Source organism: Silvimonas amylolytica (assembly GCF_014645555.1).
GTDB lineage: Bacteria > Pseudomonadota > Gammaproteobacteria > Burkholderiales > Chitinibacteraceae > Silvimonas > Silvimonas amylolytica.
Genome location: NZ_BMLY01000003.1, coordinates 63,456 through 81,951, shown reverse-complemented (window position 1 = coordinate 81,951; position 18,496 = coordinate 63,456). Strand labels below are relative to the sequence as shown.

17 protein-coding genes are annotated in these 18,496 nt (G+C 56.9%); 10 read left to right on the top strand and 7 right to left on the bottom strand.

From position 1 onward, the window contains the following. Positions 1-77: 77 nt before the first annotated feature. Positions 78-1,262 carry a sensor histidine kinase gene (locus tag IEX44_RS10150; RefSeq protein WP_188692789.1) on the bottom strand — a complete coding sequence of 395 codons (1,185 nt, stop codon included), beginning with the start codon at positions 1,260-1,262 and terminating at the stop codon, positions 78-80. Between the two features lie 220 nt (positions 1,263-1,482). On the opposite strand from IEX44_RS10150, the gene IEX44_RS10145 reads away from it, so the two are divergent. The 6 genes from IEX44_RS10145 (at position 1,483) to IEX44_RS10120 (ending at position 8,271) form a co-directional block, all read left to right on the top strand. Further along, positions 1,483-2,442, top strand: coding sequence for a chemotaxis protein (locus tag IEX44_RS10145; RefSeq protein WP_188692788.1), 960 nt, complete (start codon positions 1,483-1,485; stop codon positions 2,440-2,442). Positions 2,443-2,471: 29 nt separating this feature from the next. Further along, positions 2,472-3,416: a chemotaxis protein gene (locus IEX44_RS10140; protein ID WP_373287783.1), complete on the top strand. Its 945-nt coding sequence runs from the start codon at positions 2,472-2,474 to the stop codon at positions 3,414-3,416. A 194-nt stretch (positions 3,417-3,610) separates the two neighbouring features. Next, a complete protein-coding gene (gene cheY, locus IEX44_RS10135) occupies positions 3,611-4,000 on the top strand; it encodes a chemotaxis response regulator CheY (protein ID WP_188692784.1) in 390 nt (129 codons plus the stop codon). Between the two features lie 53 nt (positions 4,001-4,053). Next, positions 4,054-4,839, top strand: a complete 786-nt coding sequence (gene cheZ, locus IEX44_RS10130; RefSeq protein ID WP_188692782.1) for a protein phosphatase CheZ — start codon at positions 4,054-4,056, stop codon at positions 4,837-4,839. A gap of 177 nt (positions 4,840-5,016) precedes the next feature. Continuing rightward, positions 5,017-6,936, top strand: coding sequence for a chemotaxis protein CheA (locus tag IEX44_RS10125; protein WP_188692780.1), 1,920 nt, complete (start codon positions 5,017-5,019; stop codon positions 6,934-6,936). Between the two features lie 114 nt (positions 6,937-7,050). Further along, positions 7,051-8,271 carry an EAL and HDOD domain-containing protein gene (locus tag IEX44_RS10120; protein ID WP_188692777.1) on the top strand — a complete coding sequence of 407 codons (1,221 nt, stop codon included), beginning with the start codon at positions 7,051-7,053 and terminating at the stop codon, positions 8,269-8,271. Positions 8,272-8,365: 94 nt separating this feature from the next. Here the strand turns inward: IEX44_RS10120 and IEX44_RS10115 are convergent, their stop codons facing one another. The 3 genes from IEX44_RS10115 to IEX44_RS10105 form a co-directional block, all read right to left on the bottom strand. Continuing rightward, positions 8,366-8,986, bottom strand: coding sequence for an SEN1982 family lipoprotein (locus tag IEX44_RS10115; RefSeq protein ID WP_188692774.1), 621 nt, complete (start codon positions 8,984-8,986; stop codon positions 8,366-8,368). Between the two features lie 277 nt (positions 8,987-9,263). Next, positions 9,264-9,662 carry a peptide-methionine (R)-S-oxide reductase MsrB gene (gene msrB / locus IEX44_RS10110; protein ID WP_188692771.1) on the bottom strand — a complete coding sequence of 133 codons (399 nt, stop codon included), beginning with the start codon at positions 9,660-9,662 and terminating at the stop codon, positions 9,264-9,266. A gap of 82 nt (positions 9,663-9,744) precedes the next feature. Next, positions 9,745-10,563 (bottom strand): alpha/beta hydrolase, encoded by an 819-nt coding sequence (locus IEX44_RS10105; RefSeq protein ID WP_188692768.1) that lies wholly within the window; start codon positions 10,561-10,563, stop codon positions 9,745-9,747. 101 nt (positions 10,564-10,664) lie between these two features. Between IEX44_RS10105 and IEX44_RS10100 the strand changes: the two genes are divergently transcribed. Further along, positions 10,665-11,177 carry a TIGR00645 family protein gene (locus IEX44_RS10100; RefSeq protein ID WP_188692765.1) on the top strand — a complete coding sequence of 171 codons (513 nt, stop codon included), beginning with the start codon at positions 10,665-10,667 and terminating at the stop codon, positions 11,175-11,177. A gap of 178 nt (positions 11,178-11,355) precedes the next feature. Further along, positions 11,356-12,291 (top strand): TraB/GumN family protein, encoded by a 936-nt coding sequence (locus IEX44_RS10095; protein ID WP_188692762.1) that lies wholly within the window; start codon positions 11,356-11,358, stop codon positions 12,289-12,291. 71 nt (positions 12,292-12,362) lie between these two features. Here the strand turns inward: IEX44_RS10095 and IEX44_RS10090 are convergent, their stop codons facing one another. Next, positions 12,363-13,115 carry a DsbC family protein gene (locus IEX44_RS10090; RefSeq protein WP_188692760.1) on the bottom strand — a complete coding sequence of 251 codons (753 nt, stop codon included), beginning with the start codon at positions 13,113-13,115 and terminating at the stop codon, positions 12,363-12,365. Positions 13,116-13,124: 9 nt separating this feature from the next. Further along, positions 13,125-14,303, bottom strand: coding sequence for a UbiH/UbiF family hydroxylase (locus tag IEX44_RS10085; protein WP_188692757.1), 1,179 nt, complete (start codon positions 14,301-14,303; stop codon positions 13,125-13,127). A 128-nt stretch (positions 14,304-14,431) separates the two neighbouring features. Here IEX44_RS10085 and IEX44_RS10080 point away from each other — a divergent pair, with 128 nt between their 5' ends. Both IEX44_RS10080 and IEX44_RS10075 read left to right on the top strand, forming a co-directional pair. Next, a complete protein-coding gene (locus tag IEX44_RS10080) occupies positions 14,432-16,714 on the top strand; it encodes a DNA internalization-related competence protein ComEC/Rec2 (RefSeq protein WP_188692754.1) in 2,283 nt (760 codons plus the stop codon). A gap of 46 nt (positions 16,715-16,760) precedes the next feature. Then, positions 16,761-17,546: an MOSC domain-containing protein gene (locus tag IEX44_RS10075; protein ID WP_188692751.1), complete on the top strand. Its 786-nt coding sequence runs from the start codon at positions 16,761-16,763 to the stop codon at positions 17,544-17,546. Between the two features lie 9 nt (positions 17,547-17,555). Here IEX44_RS10075 and IEX44_RS10070 read toward each other — a convergent pair whose 3' ends face one another. Then, positions 17,556-18,470 carry a response regulator gene (locus IEX44_RS10070; RefSeq protein ID WP_188692748.1) on the bottom strand — a complete coding sequence of 305 codons (915 nt, stop codon included), beginning with the start codon at positions 18,468-18,470 and terminating at the stop codon, positions 17,556-17,558. Positions 18,471-18,496: the final 26 nt, after the last annotated feature.

The following is an 18,496-nucleotide window of genomic DNA, read 5'->3' as shown; positions in this document are numbered from 1 at the left end:
GATATTCAACCTTTTGCAAGTAACTTAACAGCCAACACGTACAACAATTGTCAGCAACAATGAAGTGCTCATGTCAATTATCGTACCTGAACATTAGTTGCGTCGCGACAAGCTGGCAACCGTATCGTAAACACACTGCCCTGACCTGTCGCGGATTGCACTTCGATTTCACCATGCCAGTAATTGATGAGATTACGGACAATAGCGAGGCCTAGCCCCGTTCCCTCTTTGCGGGTAGTGAAAAACGGTTCGAACAAGCGAGCCTGAACCTGAGGTGCCATACCGCACCCTTGATCCACCACTCTTAAAATGGCGGTGCCTCCGGCAAGTTCAAGCGTCAATCCGACTTCTGCGTTATCTGCCGACGCGAGCATCGCATTGTCCAGAAGATTGAGGATCACGCCAAGTAATTCCTTGCGATTAGCCAGAATGAGAATTTCATCATCAGGCAGCATTAGCGAAAGCCTTAACCCCCGCATTTCTAGCTGCGGCTGCAAGGTCTGGGCCGCTTCCTGAGCGGTGGCCACCAGATCAACGGCATCCAGCGACATGTCTTGCCCGCGTACAAAACGCAACATGTTCTGGATCAGGGTTTCAAGATGACGCAGGCGGGCCGTGGTTTTCTCACTGAATTTGATGCGGTCGGCGTCGGCCAGTTCCGGGCGTGACAGATGACCGGCATACAGCAGTGCCGTCGCCAGCGGCGTGCGTAACTGATGCGCCAGACCTGCCGCCATCTCACCCATGGAGGCCAAACGCTTGTGTTGCATGAGCGACTGCTCCATTTCCCAGCTTTCTGTCAGGTCATGCACCAACAAAATGCGGGTTGATTCTTCAGGCATGTCGCTTTCGACTATGCTGAGTCTCAAAGCACCCTGGGGATGCGGATAAACCCAGATATCCGTCATTGGTGCCAGTTGCAAATGGGCACCCTGAAACTTTAACCAGCTATCGCCAGCAGCCAGTGGTGCTAATAATTGAGAAGCGGCCGGATTCAACGCCGCCACATTGCCATCAGCGTCAAGTTCAATGACGCCGGCAGGTAATCTGGCCAGCAAGTGAGCAAGTCGACGGGACAGCGCGGCCTTTTCTTCCAGCTCGCGACGCAGATTCCCGTTGGCAATTTCAAGTTGTGTTGTAAGAAACTCAACCTGTTGTTGCAAATCGGCATAGGCGTCGGTCAATTGTCTTGACGCTGCAGTAAAAAGAGAAAAAGCCTCTTCCAGCTCACGTGGATTCATGCTGGCACTTTCATCCGGCATTGCTGCCACTCCTTGTTGAATGCTGGCGTTTCTATTATAAATGTCATAAGCATGCGCTACTTTAGTAATGCATTTGCGCAACTAAAGATTTTTAGTGCTTTACCGATAAGGGGGAAGCGCTACACTTCCCTCTATCGATAGCAATTCGCGAAGGCTTTCTTAAGCCTTTGTATTAACTTACAAATAACGGCAGAATTTATGCTTTATCCTGGAGTCCACTGTGTCTGACTTATTCAAGAATATCGACGCGCGCACCAAGCTGGCCGGGACGAACAAGCTGGAAATTCTGCTGTTTACGCTCGGTGAAGATCAACGTTCCGGTCGCCGCGAACACTTTGGTATCAACGTGTTCAAGGTACGCGAGGTCATGCGTACACCGGAAATCACCCACGCACCAGAAACGCCAGCCAACGTTGAAGGCATGGTCAGTCTGCGTGGCGTACTGGTCCCGGTGATTGACCTGGCAAAATACGCGGGCATCGTGACCGCCAATCGCCCGGAAATCATGATCGTATCGGAATACAACGGTCATACCCAGGGTTTCCTGGTCGAGGCAGTAGATACCATTTTGCGTCTCGACTGGACGTCCATGCGCGTACCACCCGACATGCTGAGCCATCAGATGAGCGGTCTCGTCACCGCAGTGACGGAGCTTGAGAGCGGCAAACTGGTCATGATGCTGGATGTGGAAAAGGTCCTGGCAGAAGCGCTGCAAACCGACCTGACCATTGATTCCGAAACCGTGATTCGTGACACCACATTTGCAGAGAAACGCGTGTTCTATGCAGATGATTCGGCCGTGGCACGCCGTCAGATTGAGCTTACGCTCGATGCCATGGGCTTGAAGCACCAGAGCGCGGTCAATGGTCGCCGTGCCTGGGATGAACTGCAACGTCTTGCCCGTTCGGCGGAAATACAGGGCCGACCGGTGCGCGATTTCGTGCAACTGATCCTCACCGACGTGGAAATGCCGGAGATGGACGGTTACATGCTCACCCGGATGGTGAAAACAGATGTTCGTTTTGCCGGTATTCCCGTTTTGATGCACTCGTCGTTGTCTGGCACTTCAAACCAGAAACTCGGCCAGTCGGTCGGGGTAGATGGTTATGTGTCCAAGTTCGAACCGCACAAGCTGTCGCAGGCAATCGCCAATTATCTGCTTGAAGCACAAACGGCCTGAACAACCGGCAGAGGTACAACACAGTGAACATTATTGAAGCGCAGGCCAATCTGCTGGACAACATTGACGCCCGTACACGTCTGGCGGGCTCGAACAAGATGGAAATCCTCTTGTTCTCCCTCGGTACGCGGGAAATCTTCGGGATCAACGTATTCAAGGTGCGCGAGGTCTCGCAAACCCCCAAGATCACGCGTACGCCAAACATGCCGACAGGTGTTGAAGGCGTGATTTCATTGCGCGGCAACATCATCCCGGTGATTGCGCTGTCGCAATTCATGGCGGGCAACCAGCCCAAGCTGGATATCAAAAACTCGACCATGATCGTGACCGAGTTCTCCAAACACACGCAGGCATTTCTGGTGCACGAAGTAGATCGCATCATCCGCGTTGATTGGGACAAAGTGCGCGCACCGGAATCCATGTTATCGGGTAGCCAGGCGCTGATTACGGCGCTGACCGAACTGCCGGATGGCAAACTCGTGTCGATTCTGGATGTAGAACAGATCTTGTCAGGGGTGCTGGGCGAGCCGGAAATCCCCGATCTGCCCTCCACCACGGTCAGCCCGGACGCTTACACCTTCTTTGCCGACGACTCGATGGTTGCACGCAAGGAAATCGTTGGCGTGCTCGACAAATTGGGCATCAAGTATCATCAAGCCAACAATGGCAAGGAAGCATGGGACAAGCTGCAGAACCTGGCGCAACGGGCCACCCATGACAACGAGCCGTTGAGCACCAAGCTCAAACTGATTCTGGTTGACGCAGAAATGCCGGAAATGGATGGCTATGTGCTCACCCGTCACATCAAGTCGGATCGCCGTTTTGAAGGCATTCCGGTGGTGATGCATTCATCCCTGTCCTCTCACGCCAACCGTGCCATGGGCGCGAGCGTGGGTGTAGATGCCTACGTGGCCAAGTTTGATCCGGTCGTGCTGGCCGATACCGTCATGCCATACATTACGGATCGCGGTTAAGACGAGCTTGACGGTCATGCACTGCATGAAGACGGAAAGATTGATCGACCCGGCAGGTTGAGCACGCTCGCCTGCCTTGTCAGTGTTTGCAATACTGGTTTTTGCCTGGCCTGTAGAGGGTTTCCTGACCCAGGTTTTGTTTGTTTGTACAACTGGATTGGCGCTATCCAAATGCGCCCGACGGAGTGAATTGTATGCCGGATAACAATATGCGCTTTCTGGTCGTGGATGATTTTTCCACGATGCGCCGGATTGTGCGCAATCTGCTCAAAGAGCTCGGCTTTTCCAACGTGGAAGAAGCAGAGGATGGGCAAATCGCCTTGCATAAACTGCAAAACTCAACTTACGACTTTGTCGTGACTGACTGGAACATGCCCAATATGACCGGTCTGGAGTTGTTGCAACAGGTTCGTGCCAATGCCCAACTGAAGCATCTGCCAGTCTTGATGGTGACGGCCGAGGCCAAGAAGGAAAACATTATTGCTGCGGCCTCCGCAGGCGCATCGGGCTATATCGTCAAACCTTTTACCGCAGCCACGCTGGACGAAAAGCTCAAGAAGATTTTCGCCACCATGCCTAACTGATACCCGATCACAACTGATAACCGGCCCTGCAGCCGGAAGAAAGGAGGCTCGCTGTGAGCGATCAAGCCCTCAATAGCTCAGACTCGCCGGACCTGGAAGCGCTGTTTGACAGTATCGTCAGCGCCAACCGTGCAGCCGAAGCGGCCGAAGATGCCGCCCCGGCGGCTGCGCCTGTTGCTGCAGCCGTGAATGCGGATGCCGGTACTCAGGCTGCGGCAGACATGTCCGAACCCGCCCGCACGATGTTCACGCAGATCGGTCAATTGACCCGCCACCTGCATGACACCTTGCGCGAACTGGGGTTGGACAAGTCTCTGGAAAAAGCGGCGCACCAGATTCCGGACGCCCGTGATCGGTTGTCGTATATCGCGACCATGACCGAACAGGCCGCCGAGCGCACGCTTAACGCGCTGGACGACGCCAAGCCGCTGCAGGATGAAATTTCCGGCACCGCGCGCCAGTTGTCCAACCGCTGGAACCAGCTGTTTGCGCATGAGCTGACGGTCGAAGAGTTCAAACAACTGGTGTACGCCACGCGCGCGCACCTGGAACAAACCACCGCCAACTCTGAAAAAATCAGCAGTCAGATGCTGGAAATCATGATGGCGCAGGACTTCCAGGATCTGACCGGCCAGGTGATCAAGAAAGTGCTGGGCATGGTCAAGGAAATGGAAAGCCAGTTGCTGGAATTCCTGGTGACCTTTTCGCCACAGCAAGGCGGCAGCATCGCCCGCGAAGATGGTCTGCTGGCAGGCCCGGTGATCAGCAGCGATGGCCGTACTGACGTGGTCACTGACCAGGCGCAGGTCGACGATCTGCTGGAAAGCCTGGGCTTTTAAGCATGTGCAGGACCCGCTGGCCCATTTTGGTGCCGGCGGGCGCAAGATTGCAGGCAATACGGGCAATACCCGCCTGACCCACGGCCAATTACAGGCTAAGGTGACAATGGAATATCCGTAATACACGGGTATTTCTGGCGCAATGTACTAGAACTTGACGAAATAAATGGGGCCGAAATGAGCGAATTCTCGGGTATGGACGATCTGTTGCAGGATTTCCTCACCGAATCCACCGAGCTGTTGTCCGATGTGGACAGCAAGCTGGTCGAGCTGGAAAAGCGGCCCGATGACAAGCACTTGCTGAATGACATCTTCCGCGGCTTTCACACGATCAAGGGTGGTGCGGGCTTTTTGAATGTCGAAGCCATGGTGAGTCTGTGCCACCGCACGGAAAACCTGTTCGACAAGCTTCGCAACGGCGAGATGACCATGAAGCCAGAGCTCATGGACGTCATTCTTTCCGCGACAGCCACCGTGCAGGACATGTTTGTGGTTATGCAACAAGGCCGCATGCCACTCCCCGCCAACGCAGGCCTTCTTGCCGAACTGGACGCCGTGCTGCAAGGCGAACTGCCCAGCCATACGCATGCTCCCGCGGCACATGTGGCCGCGCCGGCAGCTGCCGCTGCGCCAGCCCCGGCCTCATCGAATACCACCCCTGCAGCCACCAACGGTGAGCCACAGTGGGATGCCCTTTACAACGCCCTGCTGGGGACCGACGCCGCATCGGCGCAGGCCGCACCAGCCGGAGGCACTTACGTTCCACAGCAAGAAGTCGTGATTGAAGATCTCCCTACAGTTCAAACTGCCCCTGCCCGTGTCAACGCGCCAGCAGCCGCCAAAGCCCCAATGCAACAGGCCGCCGTTGCTCCGGTGACCCAGGAAACCACCATCCGTATCGATACCGTACGGCTGGATCAAGTACTGAATTTGTCTGGTGAAATCGGCCTGACCAAGAACCGCCTGACCACGCTGCGTACCGACATCATGGCAGGCAAGATGGACAACGCCACGCTCAAAGCGCTGGACGAAGCCATCAGCCAGCTTGATCTTTTGGTCGGTGATTTGCAGAACGCGGTGATGAAGACCCGCATGCAGCCTATTGGCCGTCTGTTCCAGAAATATCCGCGGCTGGCCCGCGATCTGGCGCGGCAGTTGGGTAAAGAGGTCGATCTGGTTCTCACCGGTGAGGAAACCGAACTCGACAAGACCATGCTGGAAGATCTGAATGATCCGCTGGTCCACCTGGTGCGCAACGCGGTGGATCACGGTGTAGAAACCGTGGCAGAGCGCGTGGCTGCAGGCAAGTCGCCACAAGCGCAAGTCGAACTCTCCGCCGTGCAGGTGGGTGACCATATCCAGATCGAAATTACCGATGACGGCCGTGGCATGCGCCCGGACGTGATCCGCAAGAAGGCGCTGGAAAAAGGTCTGATCGACGTCGAAACGGCCAATAGCCTCGACGACAAACAGTGTCTGCAACTGATTTTCATGCCAGGTTTCTCGACCAAAGACCAGATTTCCAGCATCTCTGGCCGTGGCGTAGGCATGGATGTGGTGAAAACCAATATCCAGAAACTCAACGGTCGGATTGATATCCAGTCGGTCGTTGGTGAAGGTTCGCGCTTTACCATCACCTTGCCACTGACGCTGGCGATTCTGCCCGTACTGGTCGTCCGCGTCTGTGATCAGCCATTTGCAGTACCGCTGGCGATGGTCCGCGAGATCATCCCGATCCGCGCGGATCAGGTTCAGGAGGTTTCTGGCCGTGCGACCATTGTGGTGCGCGATGAAATTCTGCCGGTCAAGTCGCTGGCACGCTTGCTGGGCTGGGCAGAAACCGAGGTGCCGTCGTTCGGCGTTTTGATGACGTCGGCCGAACATTCGTTCATTCTCGCCGTGGACAGCTTTGTCGGCCGTGATGACGTGGTCATCAAACCACTGCAGAATATCCACCCACACGGCGTGGCAGGTGCTACCTTGTCAGGAGACGGGTCTGTCGTGCTGGTGCTGGACATGGAAGACCTCCTGCATTCGACATCATCGGAAAATGCCGCAGTCAGAAGCGCACATTTCACTGAACAACTGGCTGCCTGATCGCCGCTTGCACGCTAATATACGCAGCTTGTCGGGCGCTGGACCAAACCACGGCTAAATCAGACTTTACTGATATAATTCGCTGCGCCTGTGTGCAGCCCTAGAGAACATGAAATGACGCAAGATCACGCCTTTATCGGCCGCCAACCCATCTTGAACCGACAGCAGCAGATTATCGGTTACGAACTGCTGTTCCGGTTGAACAAGGAAGCGCTCACGGCTGAGTTCTCCAGCGACATGCAAGCAGGCACCAATGTGCTGGTCAACACGATCTCCAACATGGGCACCGACTGGCTGGTCGGTAGCAAGCTGGCGTTTATCAACGTCGCTGAGTCCATGCTGGAAAGCAACTTCCTGGAATTGCTGCAGCCGCAACGCGTGGTGCTGGAAGTACTGGAAACCACCACGGCCACGCCCGAACTGCTGGCCCGCATCAAAGAGTTACGCAGCCAGGGTTTTGGTATTGCGCTGGATGACTTCGAGGTCTCGCCGCAAACCGCGCCTTTCCTTGAGTTTGCCAACTACATCAAGCTTGATGTGCAAGCGCTGGGCATGGATCGCCTGCCCGAAATCTCCAAAGCACTGCGCAAGTACCCGGTGCTGCAGATTGCGGAAAAGGTCGAGACCAAGGAAGAGTTCCGCAAGTGCATGGACATTGGGTTTGACGCGTTCCAGGGCTATTACTTTGCCCACCCGGAAACGCTGTCGGCCAAGGTGATCAACCCCAATTACGCCAACATCCTCAATCTGTTGAACATGCTGCGGAACAACGCAGAGATTCGCGACATTGAAAATGCGCTCAAGCGCGATGTCGCGCTCTCGTTCAAGCTGCTGCGTTATATCAACAGCGTGGGTTTTGGCCTGTCATGTGAAATCCAGTCGTTCCGTCATGCCGTGACCATTCTGGGCTACCAGAAGCTCTATCGCTGGCTGACCTTGCTGCTGGTCACAGCCAGCACCGAAGCCGGCTCGCCCCCTGCCCTGTTGAAGACTGCTGTCACGCGCGGCCGTCTCGTTGAGCTCTTGGGTAGCCACTTGCTGGATGGCCAGGATCGCGACAACCTCTTCATTGTCGGTATCTTCTCTTTGCTGGATGTGCTGCTGGACATGCCGATGGATCGCGTGCTGGAAACACTGATCTTGCCGGAAAGCATCGCAGATGCATTGACGGAGCGTTCCGGCATCTACGGCCCATTCCTGGAACTGGCTGAAGCCTGCGAAGACCCGGATATGTCAGAAGTACCGCGCCTGTGCGATCAGTTGCAACTGACACCGGACATGCTGAACCGCGCACATGGCCAGTCGTTGCTGTGGGTGGAAGAACTGGGCCTTTAATTGTTCATGTTCGTCACCAACAAAAAACCCGTCAGCAGACGGGTTTTTTGTTGGTGAGCGCCAGCCCGGACAGCCAGCGCTTCACGACAAGTTTTTAGTTGGCAACCGGGCTGGACTCCAGCACGCGCCACCCCTGGCCGCGGCTTTCGATTTCCAGCGAGTGCTGTTCTTTGCCCTGATTATCAATCAGCGTTGCAAACTTGGGGTATTGCTGGCGGATCGCATCATCCTTGGCCCAATCGGCCACACCATCGAGTTTGGTGGTGAACACGACCTTGTCACGACTGTAGTTATCAGCGGTTTCTTCCACGGTGTTGCTCACCACTTTGTCGACTTCTGGCGTGCCGCTGCAAAATCCTGGCGGCGTGTTGCCGTCGTACGCGTCCTTGCCCTTGTCAGTCGCGGTAAATTGCACCTGGCCACCATCAGCCGGGGTTTCTGCAATCAGGCCCACCTTCACCAATGCGGCCAGTTGCGCGCCATTGGGGTCGGTGAGTTTGGCGTAATCCTTGGCAACGGGCGTATTGAAGGCAATCGGCATAGACACGCAGTTTTGCTGATCAGCCTGAATGAAGTTGTTCAGCGTATTGGTGAGGTCTTTATCATCCAGCGCCACCTTGGGGCCTTCATTGCTTTTGCCGCATGCCGCCAGTGCAAATACAGCAGCCAGAGCCACCACCGACGCCACAAGGCGTTTACCGTTTACCCGTTCCATCTGGGACACTCCTGAATATCAATATCGATGTGATTGGTTTTGTTTCTTGTTTCGATCATGTGCGGTTTCAAACGCAGCCTTGCTTGAGGTCAGGCTCGGGCACCGCCGCAAATACCACGTCGGAAAGATTGATACCGTAAAAGTGCGAACAGGACAATGCCCACATGGCACTTGCGGGATTTATGCCGCAGACATGAATCAGTCATCCCTGCGTGCGCAGATACAAAAACCGGCGGGTTGACCGCCGGTTTCCAGAGGCTCCGCACCGTCACCCCAATCAGGGCTCTGGCTTGAAAGTCATCGACACGGAGTTAATGCAATAGCGCTCACCGGTGGGCTCCGGGCCATCGGGAAACACGTGCCCCAGGTGGGCATCGCAGCGGGCACAACGCACTTCAGTGCGAGTCATTCCGTGGGAGTAATCTTCGATACGCTTGATCGCGCCAGGTACGGCTTCTTCCCAGAAACTGGGCCAACCGCAGTGCGCGTCAAATTTGGTGCCCGAATGAAACAACAGGGCATCGCAGCACACACAAGAGTAATCGCCCTCGTCGTTGCGGTAGTAGAGGTCACCACTGAACGGGCGCTCCGTCCCTGCCTGACGGGTCACGCGATATTGTTCAGGGGTCAGCTGGTCGCGCCATTGCGCTTCTGTCTTGACTACCTTGTCGGTCATGCTGCTCTCCAGTTGGCCGGGCTGCTGAGGTATGCGCCCTGATCCGGCAAAAGATGGGTACGATGCGCCCCGGTTGCAACCGTCAGCCACGCGTACCGAATTGTTGCTTCAGCCAGGTATGTAATCGCAATGCCACATGCTCCCACAAGGTATCGCACATCAGGGCATGGCCAAGGCCGGGCAGAAATTCGGGTGCAACACCCCAGGCCCGCGCTGTGGCGCGCACGTCACCGGCCGGAATAATGCGATCCTCACCCGCCCCGATCACAAGCACGGGTAAATCCGGCATACCCCAGGAGAGCCAGGGTTGCGGCATCATGAGCTCTGCCAGTGCCAGCGCTGATTCAGGTTGTACTCGGGCAGCAAATGCGGTCAGACCCACACGTGGGGTGTCATGCGAGAACAGCAGTTGCTTGAGTACACCGAGATCAATATCCATGGCGCCGGTATGCCACTGAAACTGGTTCAGCCCCAACAGCAGGTGCGGCGAAGACACCATCATATGCCCAAGCGAATTCATCAAACCCCAAGGCGCAACGCTGCCCAGCAACGCCAGCCCGGCCACCGGATGTTTGCGGGCATAACGCTGAGCCAGATAACCACCCAATGAATGCCCGATCAGCACTGGCGGCTGATGCAATGGTGCAGCCACGCGAGCGATATCTGCCAGAAACTCACCCAGACCGAAGTGATCCAGTTTCTCGCGCCCACCACTGCCAGCGTGGCCAGACAAACTGAGCGCGTAGCAGTCATACCCAAGGTCGGAAAACCAGGGCAGAAAGTGATCCTGCCAGCACCACGCACCCACGTAAGCCCCATGGACAAAAACCAGCGGCGGCATGCCAGCAAGCGGTGTGGTCGGTGGGGAATGCAGGATTTCCAGATGACGGCGGGAACTCATTATTTGCCTTGGGCAACTTTTGGGGAACTGGCGGGTTTTTCGCCGGTCTGCATGGGCCGGGCATTCCTGCCCAACCTGATTTACATCATAAAAGGTCAACGATGCATTCGCGACTTGAAAGCGCACTGGAAAAAACCATTTTTTACAGCCGCTGGCTGCTGGCGCCATTCTACCTGGCACTGGTCGCTGGTCTGGGCGCTTTGTTCATCAAAATGCTCAAAGAACTCTGGGCCTTGGGCCAGACCCTGCTGACGGGCGATGGCAACGTCATCATCGGCATTTTGTCGATGGTTGATGTCACCCTTGTTGCCAATCTGTTGCTGATTGTCATGTTCAGTGGCTACGAGAACTTCATCTCACGCATGGAAGTGGCACATAACTCGGAAGACAAACCCTACTGGATGGGCAAAGTGAGTTATGCCGATCTCAAGCTCAAACTGATCGGTTCAATCGTCGCGATCTCAGCTATCGATCTGTTGAAGGCGTTTGTGAACATTGATTCCATGGACAGTCAGAAACTGGGCTGGTTGATCGCGATTCACGTCACGTTCGTGGTCTCTGGCGTGCTGTTTGCGGTAATGGACCGTATCGCCGCAGTGGGCAAGCAACACTAACAAACGCTTCGCGGTTGCAAATATGCCCGCAACCCGGGCCCAGTCATCCCTGTCCTGTCAGCCGTGCGGGGACTTTCGTTATACTGGGCCCTCACGGATTAGCAGGCAGTAAAACTGCTGACCCGCAAAACATCAATTAGAACCAGTTAGTCCCGTTCCCGAGGAAGAGGAAACCACCATGTTCGCCCGCCTTTGCCTGCGGCTTGTCGCCGCGGCGCTGACTCTGGCTGCCTTTTTGCCACAAGTGGCGCAAGCCGCTTCAGATAAAACCCAGACTTTTCCGCACGCCATTTTCTGGCGTATCGACAAGCCCGGCACCTCATCATCCTGGCTGTTTGGTACTGCGCACGTGGCGGACCCGCGCGTGACGACATTGTCCGCCCCGGTTCAAAAAGCGTTTGATTCATCCGACCAGGTTTATACCGAGATCCGTATCGACCTGAACATGATGATGGACATGGCCCGCGCCGTACTGCGGCCAGAAGGCGATCTGCTGTCAGCACATATCGACGACGCCCATTACCAGAAACTCTTGCCGGAACTGAATGCCCGCGAGTACCCGGAAGTCGCGACCCGCCGCCTGTATATCTGGGCGGCGGCCATGCTGATGATGGAACCCAAAAAACAGCCCGGCCAGTTGCCGCTGGATTTGCTGCTGGCCAAGATGTCGGTCGAAGGCGGCAAGAACTACAGCGGTCTTGAGACCATTCAGGAACAGTTGTCGCTGTTTCAGAACATGCCAGAAGACAAACAGCGCGCCATGCTTTACAGCATGCTGGATCACCAGGATGAATACGCCATGCAGACGCGCCAGATTATTGACGCATATGTTGCCCGTGATCTGACCCGCATTATGGCTGTCTCTTCGCAAGATGACCCGAACATGTCCAGTGCTGACCAAGCCTGGTTTCGTACCTGGGCACGCAAAGACGTGCTGACCGACCGCAATGTGCGTTTTGCCGAGCGCCTGCAAGCCCCGCTGGCCAAGGGCAATGCTTTCATTGCCGTCGGCGCCATGCACCTGCCGGGCCCGCAAGGCCTGGTTGCCTTGTTGAAGAAGGCCGGCTACACGCTCACACCGATTTATGACACAGCGCAGGCTAACGCCAAATAAACCGCCAGAACGCCGCAAACACCAACAAAAAAGCAGCCCAAAGGCTGCTTTTTTGTTGGTGTTAACACCGCTTACTGCATGGATTGGTCCGGGCCACCGTGGCTCAGCAGCTGTTCCAGCTGTTCTTTGGGGATCGCACCCGACACCATGCGGCCATTGGCGAACACAAGTGCTGGCGTACCGGTAATGCCCAGCTTGTCACCCAGAGCCAGGTTGCGCTGGATCGGGTTTTCGCAATCACCCTTGTTCTCTGGCAGCTTGCCGTGGTCCATCCAGTCACGCCAGGCGGCATCACGATCCGTTGCACACCACAACAGTCTGGATTTACGCTCGGCATCCTGGTGAATGTTAAGCGGGAACAAGAAGGTGTAGATCGTCACGTTGGTCACGCCAGCCAGGCTGTCGTTTTCCAGGCGCTTGCAAAATGGGCAATCGGGATCAGAGAAAACAGCCAGCTTGCGGCTACCATCGCCACGTACTTCCTTGAATGACTGATCGAACGGCAGCTTGGCAAAGTCTGTGCGCGAGAGTTCTGCGGCGCGCGCCTGAGTCAGGCTGACCTTGTTTTTCATGTCGATCATTTCACCGAGCAGGACGTAATCACCTTTTGCATCGGTGTAGATGATCTGGTGCCCACCCACAACGACCTCATAAACGCCTTTCATTGGCGACGGGCTCACGCTGGTGATGTCCCGGCCTGGCAACAACTGCTGGAGTTTGTCATGCAGCTGCTTGGCATTTGGGGTTTCAGCTTCCGCGCTGCATGCCACCAGCGTCAACAGGCCACTGATAGCCAGAATACGGACGATACGGGGTAACTTCATGCTTTCCCTTTAAGCGTTCATGGCATGCTGGATCAGTCGATGCTTCAGCCATGCCCATTGGTCGGTCAGTCCAAGCCCGGTATTGCGCAATATGCGCAGCACCGGATTGGTGTTGTTGAAGAGCTTTTGCAGGCCATGCGTGACGCCCTGCATCAGCAACACATTTTCGCGCCGCGCCCGCTCATAGCGGCGCAACACCAGATAATCGCCGCAGCGGCTTGCGGGTTCGGCTTTCAGAATACGCGCCAGTTCCATGGCATCGCCAAAACCCAGGTTTACCCCCTGCCCGGCGAGCGGGTGTACCGCATGAGCGGCGTCACCAATCAGCGCCAATGCAGGCTTGACCAGATCGGCCACATGCATCAGCCGCAGCGGGAACGCCGCAGCCGGAGAAATAACGTTGAGTTCGCCCAGCCGGTTTTGCCCGGCGCGCGCCACTTCCTGGCATAGCGCGTCTGCCGACAGGCTCAGCAGCGCATTTTTGCGCACCTCCCCACACGACCAGACCATGGACATACGCTGCCCGGCCAGGGGTAAAAACGCCAGCACGCCGTCTTCAAAAAACCATTGGCTCGCGGTGGCCAGGTGCGGCTTCTCGCATTCGAAATTCGCCACCACGCCCCACTGGTTATACGGTGTTGTTTTCTCTTCGATTCCGGCTTGGGAACGCACCCAGGACTGTACGCCATCAGCACCGATCACGAGTCGCGCAGATAGGCGGGGGCCATGGGAGAGCGCCAGCAATTTGCCACCATCTGGCTCGTCGTGCAAAGCACTCGGTTGAGCCGGTGCAATCAGTGTGACGTTAGGTGACTCTGACGCGGCCTGCCATAACGCGCGTTGCAACTCGCGGGATTCTACAATCCGTGCCAGTTCGTCCGTTCGGGCTTCGACAGCGGTGAAAGCCAACTCTGCGCGGCCATCATCGCCGGCGATACGCATCTGCCCCACCGACTGCAACCGGCTGGCATCCATACGTTGCCAGGCACCGATCTGCATCAGAAAACGCCGACTGGCCGGACTGATGGCGTAGATACGGCTGTCCCAGGTCGCAGCATCCCAGCTTTGCGCGGGCGGATGACTATCGACCAGCGTGACCTGCAACGGCGTGTCCTTGAGCGCGCAAGCCAGCGCACAGCCGACCAGGCCGCCACCAACGATCAGGACATCTGCATCATGAAATTTCATGGGGCGAGTGTAGCAGATGCCCCGATACACCGGGATACCAGGATTACACCTGCCCTGTGCTTGACGCAGCACAAGCAAATTCGCCATCTACATCGCCAGTACCGGGTCTGCCTGCCAGGGTAGCGACCATGCTGATTTCTTATCTTGGCGGCATGGCCGCGCTGGTCGTTGGCGTTTGTCTTCTGCAAATGCAGCCAGTACTGCCGGCCGTCTATGCCCCACTCCCGTTGATACTCCTGTGTGCTTTCGTTGCCTGGCGCTGCCGCGGCCGTTGCAAGCGGTTGGCGATCATCGCACTCATGCTGATAACCGGGTTCGGCTGGGCCAATCTGCGTGCGCACTGGCGCATGGCGGATCGCCTGAATCCGGCGCTGGAACAAAGTACGGTGATCGCCGAGGGCTATGTACGCGGTTTGCCTCAAAGCAGCGAGTTCGGCGTGCGGTTTGTCTTTGTGCCCACGCGGGTTCTGACACCGGATACCACGCTCCCTGCACGGTTGTCGCTTTCATGGTGGGGCGAACACCCGGACCTGTCAGCCGGTACACGCTGGAGACTCACCTTTCAGCCCCGACGTGTACACGGGCAGCAAAATCCAGGCGGGTTTGACACTGAAGCATGGATGCTGCAACAAGGCGAAGGCGCAACGGGTCACGTCAAAAGCGGGGAGAAACAACGGGGTTTTGCCTGGCAAGCCGGGATTGATCGTCTTCGTGAAACGGTGATCCAGCGCATCTTGCATGCTTTGGGCAATGCCCCTTGGGCGGGCGTCATCGTGGCAACTGCAACGGGCGATCGGAGCCATATCAGCCGGGACCAATGGCGAGACTTCGCGCAAACCGGGACCACACACTTGACCGTGATATCAGGCTTGCATGTGTCGATGATTGCAGCACTGACCGGTTGGCTCGCGGGCATCATCGGTAAACGTCTGCCCGGTTTACTGGGCCACTGCAATTTGCGCCGGCAGCAGTTATGGGTCGGGCTATGTGCCGCCCTGCTGTACAGCCTGCTAGCGGGGCTGGGCATTCCTACCCAGCGGGCGGTACTGATGCTGGCCACCGGCATTCTTTGCCTGCTATGCGGGCACCCCCTGACCAAGGGCACGATATGGATGCTGGCTTTGTTGGTGGTTGTGATCGTTGACCCGTTTGCAGTGATCTCTGCCGGCTTCTGGTTATCTTTTCTGGCCGTTGGTGCGCTGCTTTGGTTAAGTGGTAACCGGGTTCGCCCCATCAAAGGATGGTCTGGCTGGGTGCGCACCGAGTTAGCGGTCACGCTGGGGACGCTACCCGTGTTGCTGGTCGTGTTCGGCCGCCTGCCACTTGTCTCTCCACTGGCCAATGCTGTCGCCATACCGGTCGTCAGTATGCTGGTAACCCCTTTAACCCTTGCCGGGTTAGCTGACCCGAGCGGCTGGCTCTGGCATGCGGCGGAGCGTACCTTTGCAGCGACACACTGGCTGCTGGCTTTGCTGGCGACCCACGTCCCCTCGCCTGACTTCGCGCCGCCGCCCGCGTGGACCATCCTGCCGGCCATGCTCGGGCTGTGGTTGTTGATGCTGCCAAGAGGCGTGCCAGGACGATGGCTGGGGCTCATCATGGCAACCCCCCTCTTCGTCGTGCCCACACCAGTGATTGCACCGGGTGAATTTGTGGCCACCATCATCGACGTGGATCAAGGGTTATCCGTGCTGGTGCAGACCCGACATCACACTTTGGTGTTTGACACCGGCAAACCCGGTCAGGCAGATCGGGCCATTCTGCCGGTCTTGCGCAACAGGCAAGTTCGACGGCTGGATACGCTGATTGTGTCCCACAAGGATAACGACCATTCCGGCAGTGCTCAGGCGCTACTGCAAACGCTCCCCGTCGAGACCTTGCTGGCGCAGTTGCCAGCCGACCATCCTGCGCTGGGACTGGCTCGTCATGATGAAACCTGTGAAGCCGGCCAGAGCTGGGACTGGGATGGTGTGAGCTTTACATTGGTCTGGCCCGTGCCTGAAGCCAGCATGCCTGATGAAAATGCCCGCGGTTGCGTACTGGAGATCGAAACCGCGCACCAACGCATGTTGATCCCTGCTGATGTCGGCGTAGCGCAAGAGAGTGAAATGCTCAGCCGCAACTGGCTGGGGCATTTCGATATCGTGGTGGCGGGTCATCATGGCAGCATCACGTCCTCTTCTGCCACGTTTGTCGATACCACGCGTCCGGCCTGGGTCGTCTTTTCATCTGGCTATCTGAACCGGTTCCACCATCCGCGACCTGAAATCGTCGCCCGCTATGCGCAAGCTGGTGCACGGGATTTGCGCACGGATCGGGATGGCGCCATTACCCTGGCGACTCAGGGTGCCACGCTATCGGTCAGTCGCTGGCGGGAGCAACACCCACATTACTGGTTCGAGCAGTGGTGATAAGCTTGGCAATTCACGCCTTCAACCCTGCTTTTGCGAGACTGCCATGCCTGTGCTGAGTGCGATCTACCGTTATCCCGTGAAATCCGTCAAAGGCCTCGCCATGCGTCATAGCGAAGTCACGCCACTGGGCCTGCCGGATGACCGGGCATGGATGGTCACTTCGGATGAAGGCGTCATGATTACCGGGCGTGACTGCCCGACCATGGTGAAGATCGACACCGAGGTGGACGAGCATAGCCTGACGCTCAGCGCACCCGGTATGCCCATGTTAAGTATTGAGCGCAGCCAGTTCACTGCCGCATGCGATGCCCATGTCTGGAAAGACCAGTTTGGCGCCTGGACCGGCGCCCATGAGGCAGACGCCTGGATCAGTGATTATCTCGGTCGCAAGGCTCGCCTGCTGTATACCGGCGACCCGCAGCGCCGGGTCAAACGGCATCCGGATATCCCGCTGTCCTTTGCAGATGGATATCCATTACTGCTGATTGGCGAATCGTCGCGCCTGCAACTGAATGAATGGGTAGGACGTGATATGGAAATGGCGCGTTTCCGGCCTAATCTCGTGGTGTCCGGCGCGGACCCATTTGCAGAGGACGGCTGGAAAAGCATCCGGATCGGCAACGTGGTGTTCCAGATCGACAAGCCATGCGGGCGCTGCGTGTTCACCACGGTAGATCCGCACACGGCTGAAAAATCAGACGATCAAGAACCGCTGCGCACCATCGCCAAACGCCGCAAAGGGCCGGAAGGCGCCGAGTTCGGGCAAAACGTACTGGCACGTAATGCCGGGCAGATTGAGCTGGGCATGCCAGTTGAAATTCTGGAATAACTCACCCGATCAACCCACCGCCAGCCGCACCTGTGCCATCACGGTATTGCCGGTACCCTGATACTCGATCTGGTCAAACGACAGCATGCGGGCCATCGAAATACCGCGACCATGCGGGTCAAACGCCCGCTCGGGTGAAAACTCGAGGAAAGGCCGCCAGTCAAAACCATTACCCTCATCAGTAATGACAATGGTGATGGTCTCTTTGCTGCGGCTGAAATTCACACGCACGCGCCGCGCCGCGTACTCAGGATTGGCCAGGCGGGATTCCACCTCATCCTGCCAGCGCCCCAGCTGCAGCAAGCGGGTTTTCTCACCGTAGCGAATCCCCAGGTTGCCGTGTTCTACCGCGTTCACCAGCAACTCGGACAAGCCGAGCGCCACGCGTTGGGGTTCGGGGCAAGCATGCGACAACACCAGGGTTAGTTGGCGCGCTTCTTCCATCGAACTGAACTCAAATTCTGCGCTCATCAGCTGCCCATAATTCCCGGCCTGGGCGACTAGTTGTTGTTCAAGCTGCCGCTTCTCGCGGTAGAACTCGACGGCCGCACTGACAATGGCCAGCAGCATGTCGCGCTGAAACGGCTTGATCAGATAGTAATAAGCACCCGCAGTCAGCCCTTCACGTACGTTTTCAGCAGCGCCGACCGCGGTTTGCATGATCACGGGCACTTGCATCAGTTCTGGCTGCTGTTTCAGGCGGGCCAGCAAGGCCATGCCATCCATGCGCGGCATCATACGATCCAGCAAAATGGCATCAAACGCACGGTCACGGGACAACAGGTCCCACGCGGCCTCGCCATCGTCTGCGGTGACCACGTCGTAGTCTGCATCCTGCAAATGCTCGGTGAGGATTTCCAGGTTGAAGGGTTCGTCGTCGACGATCAGCAAACGCGGTTTTTTATCCAGAATGCCTGCACTCATGTGTATGTTTTCTCCTGGCGCGCGGG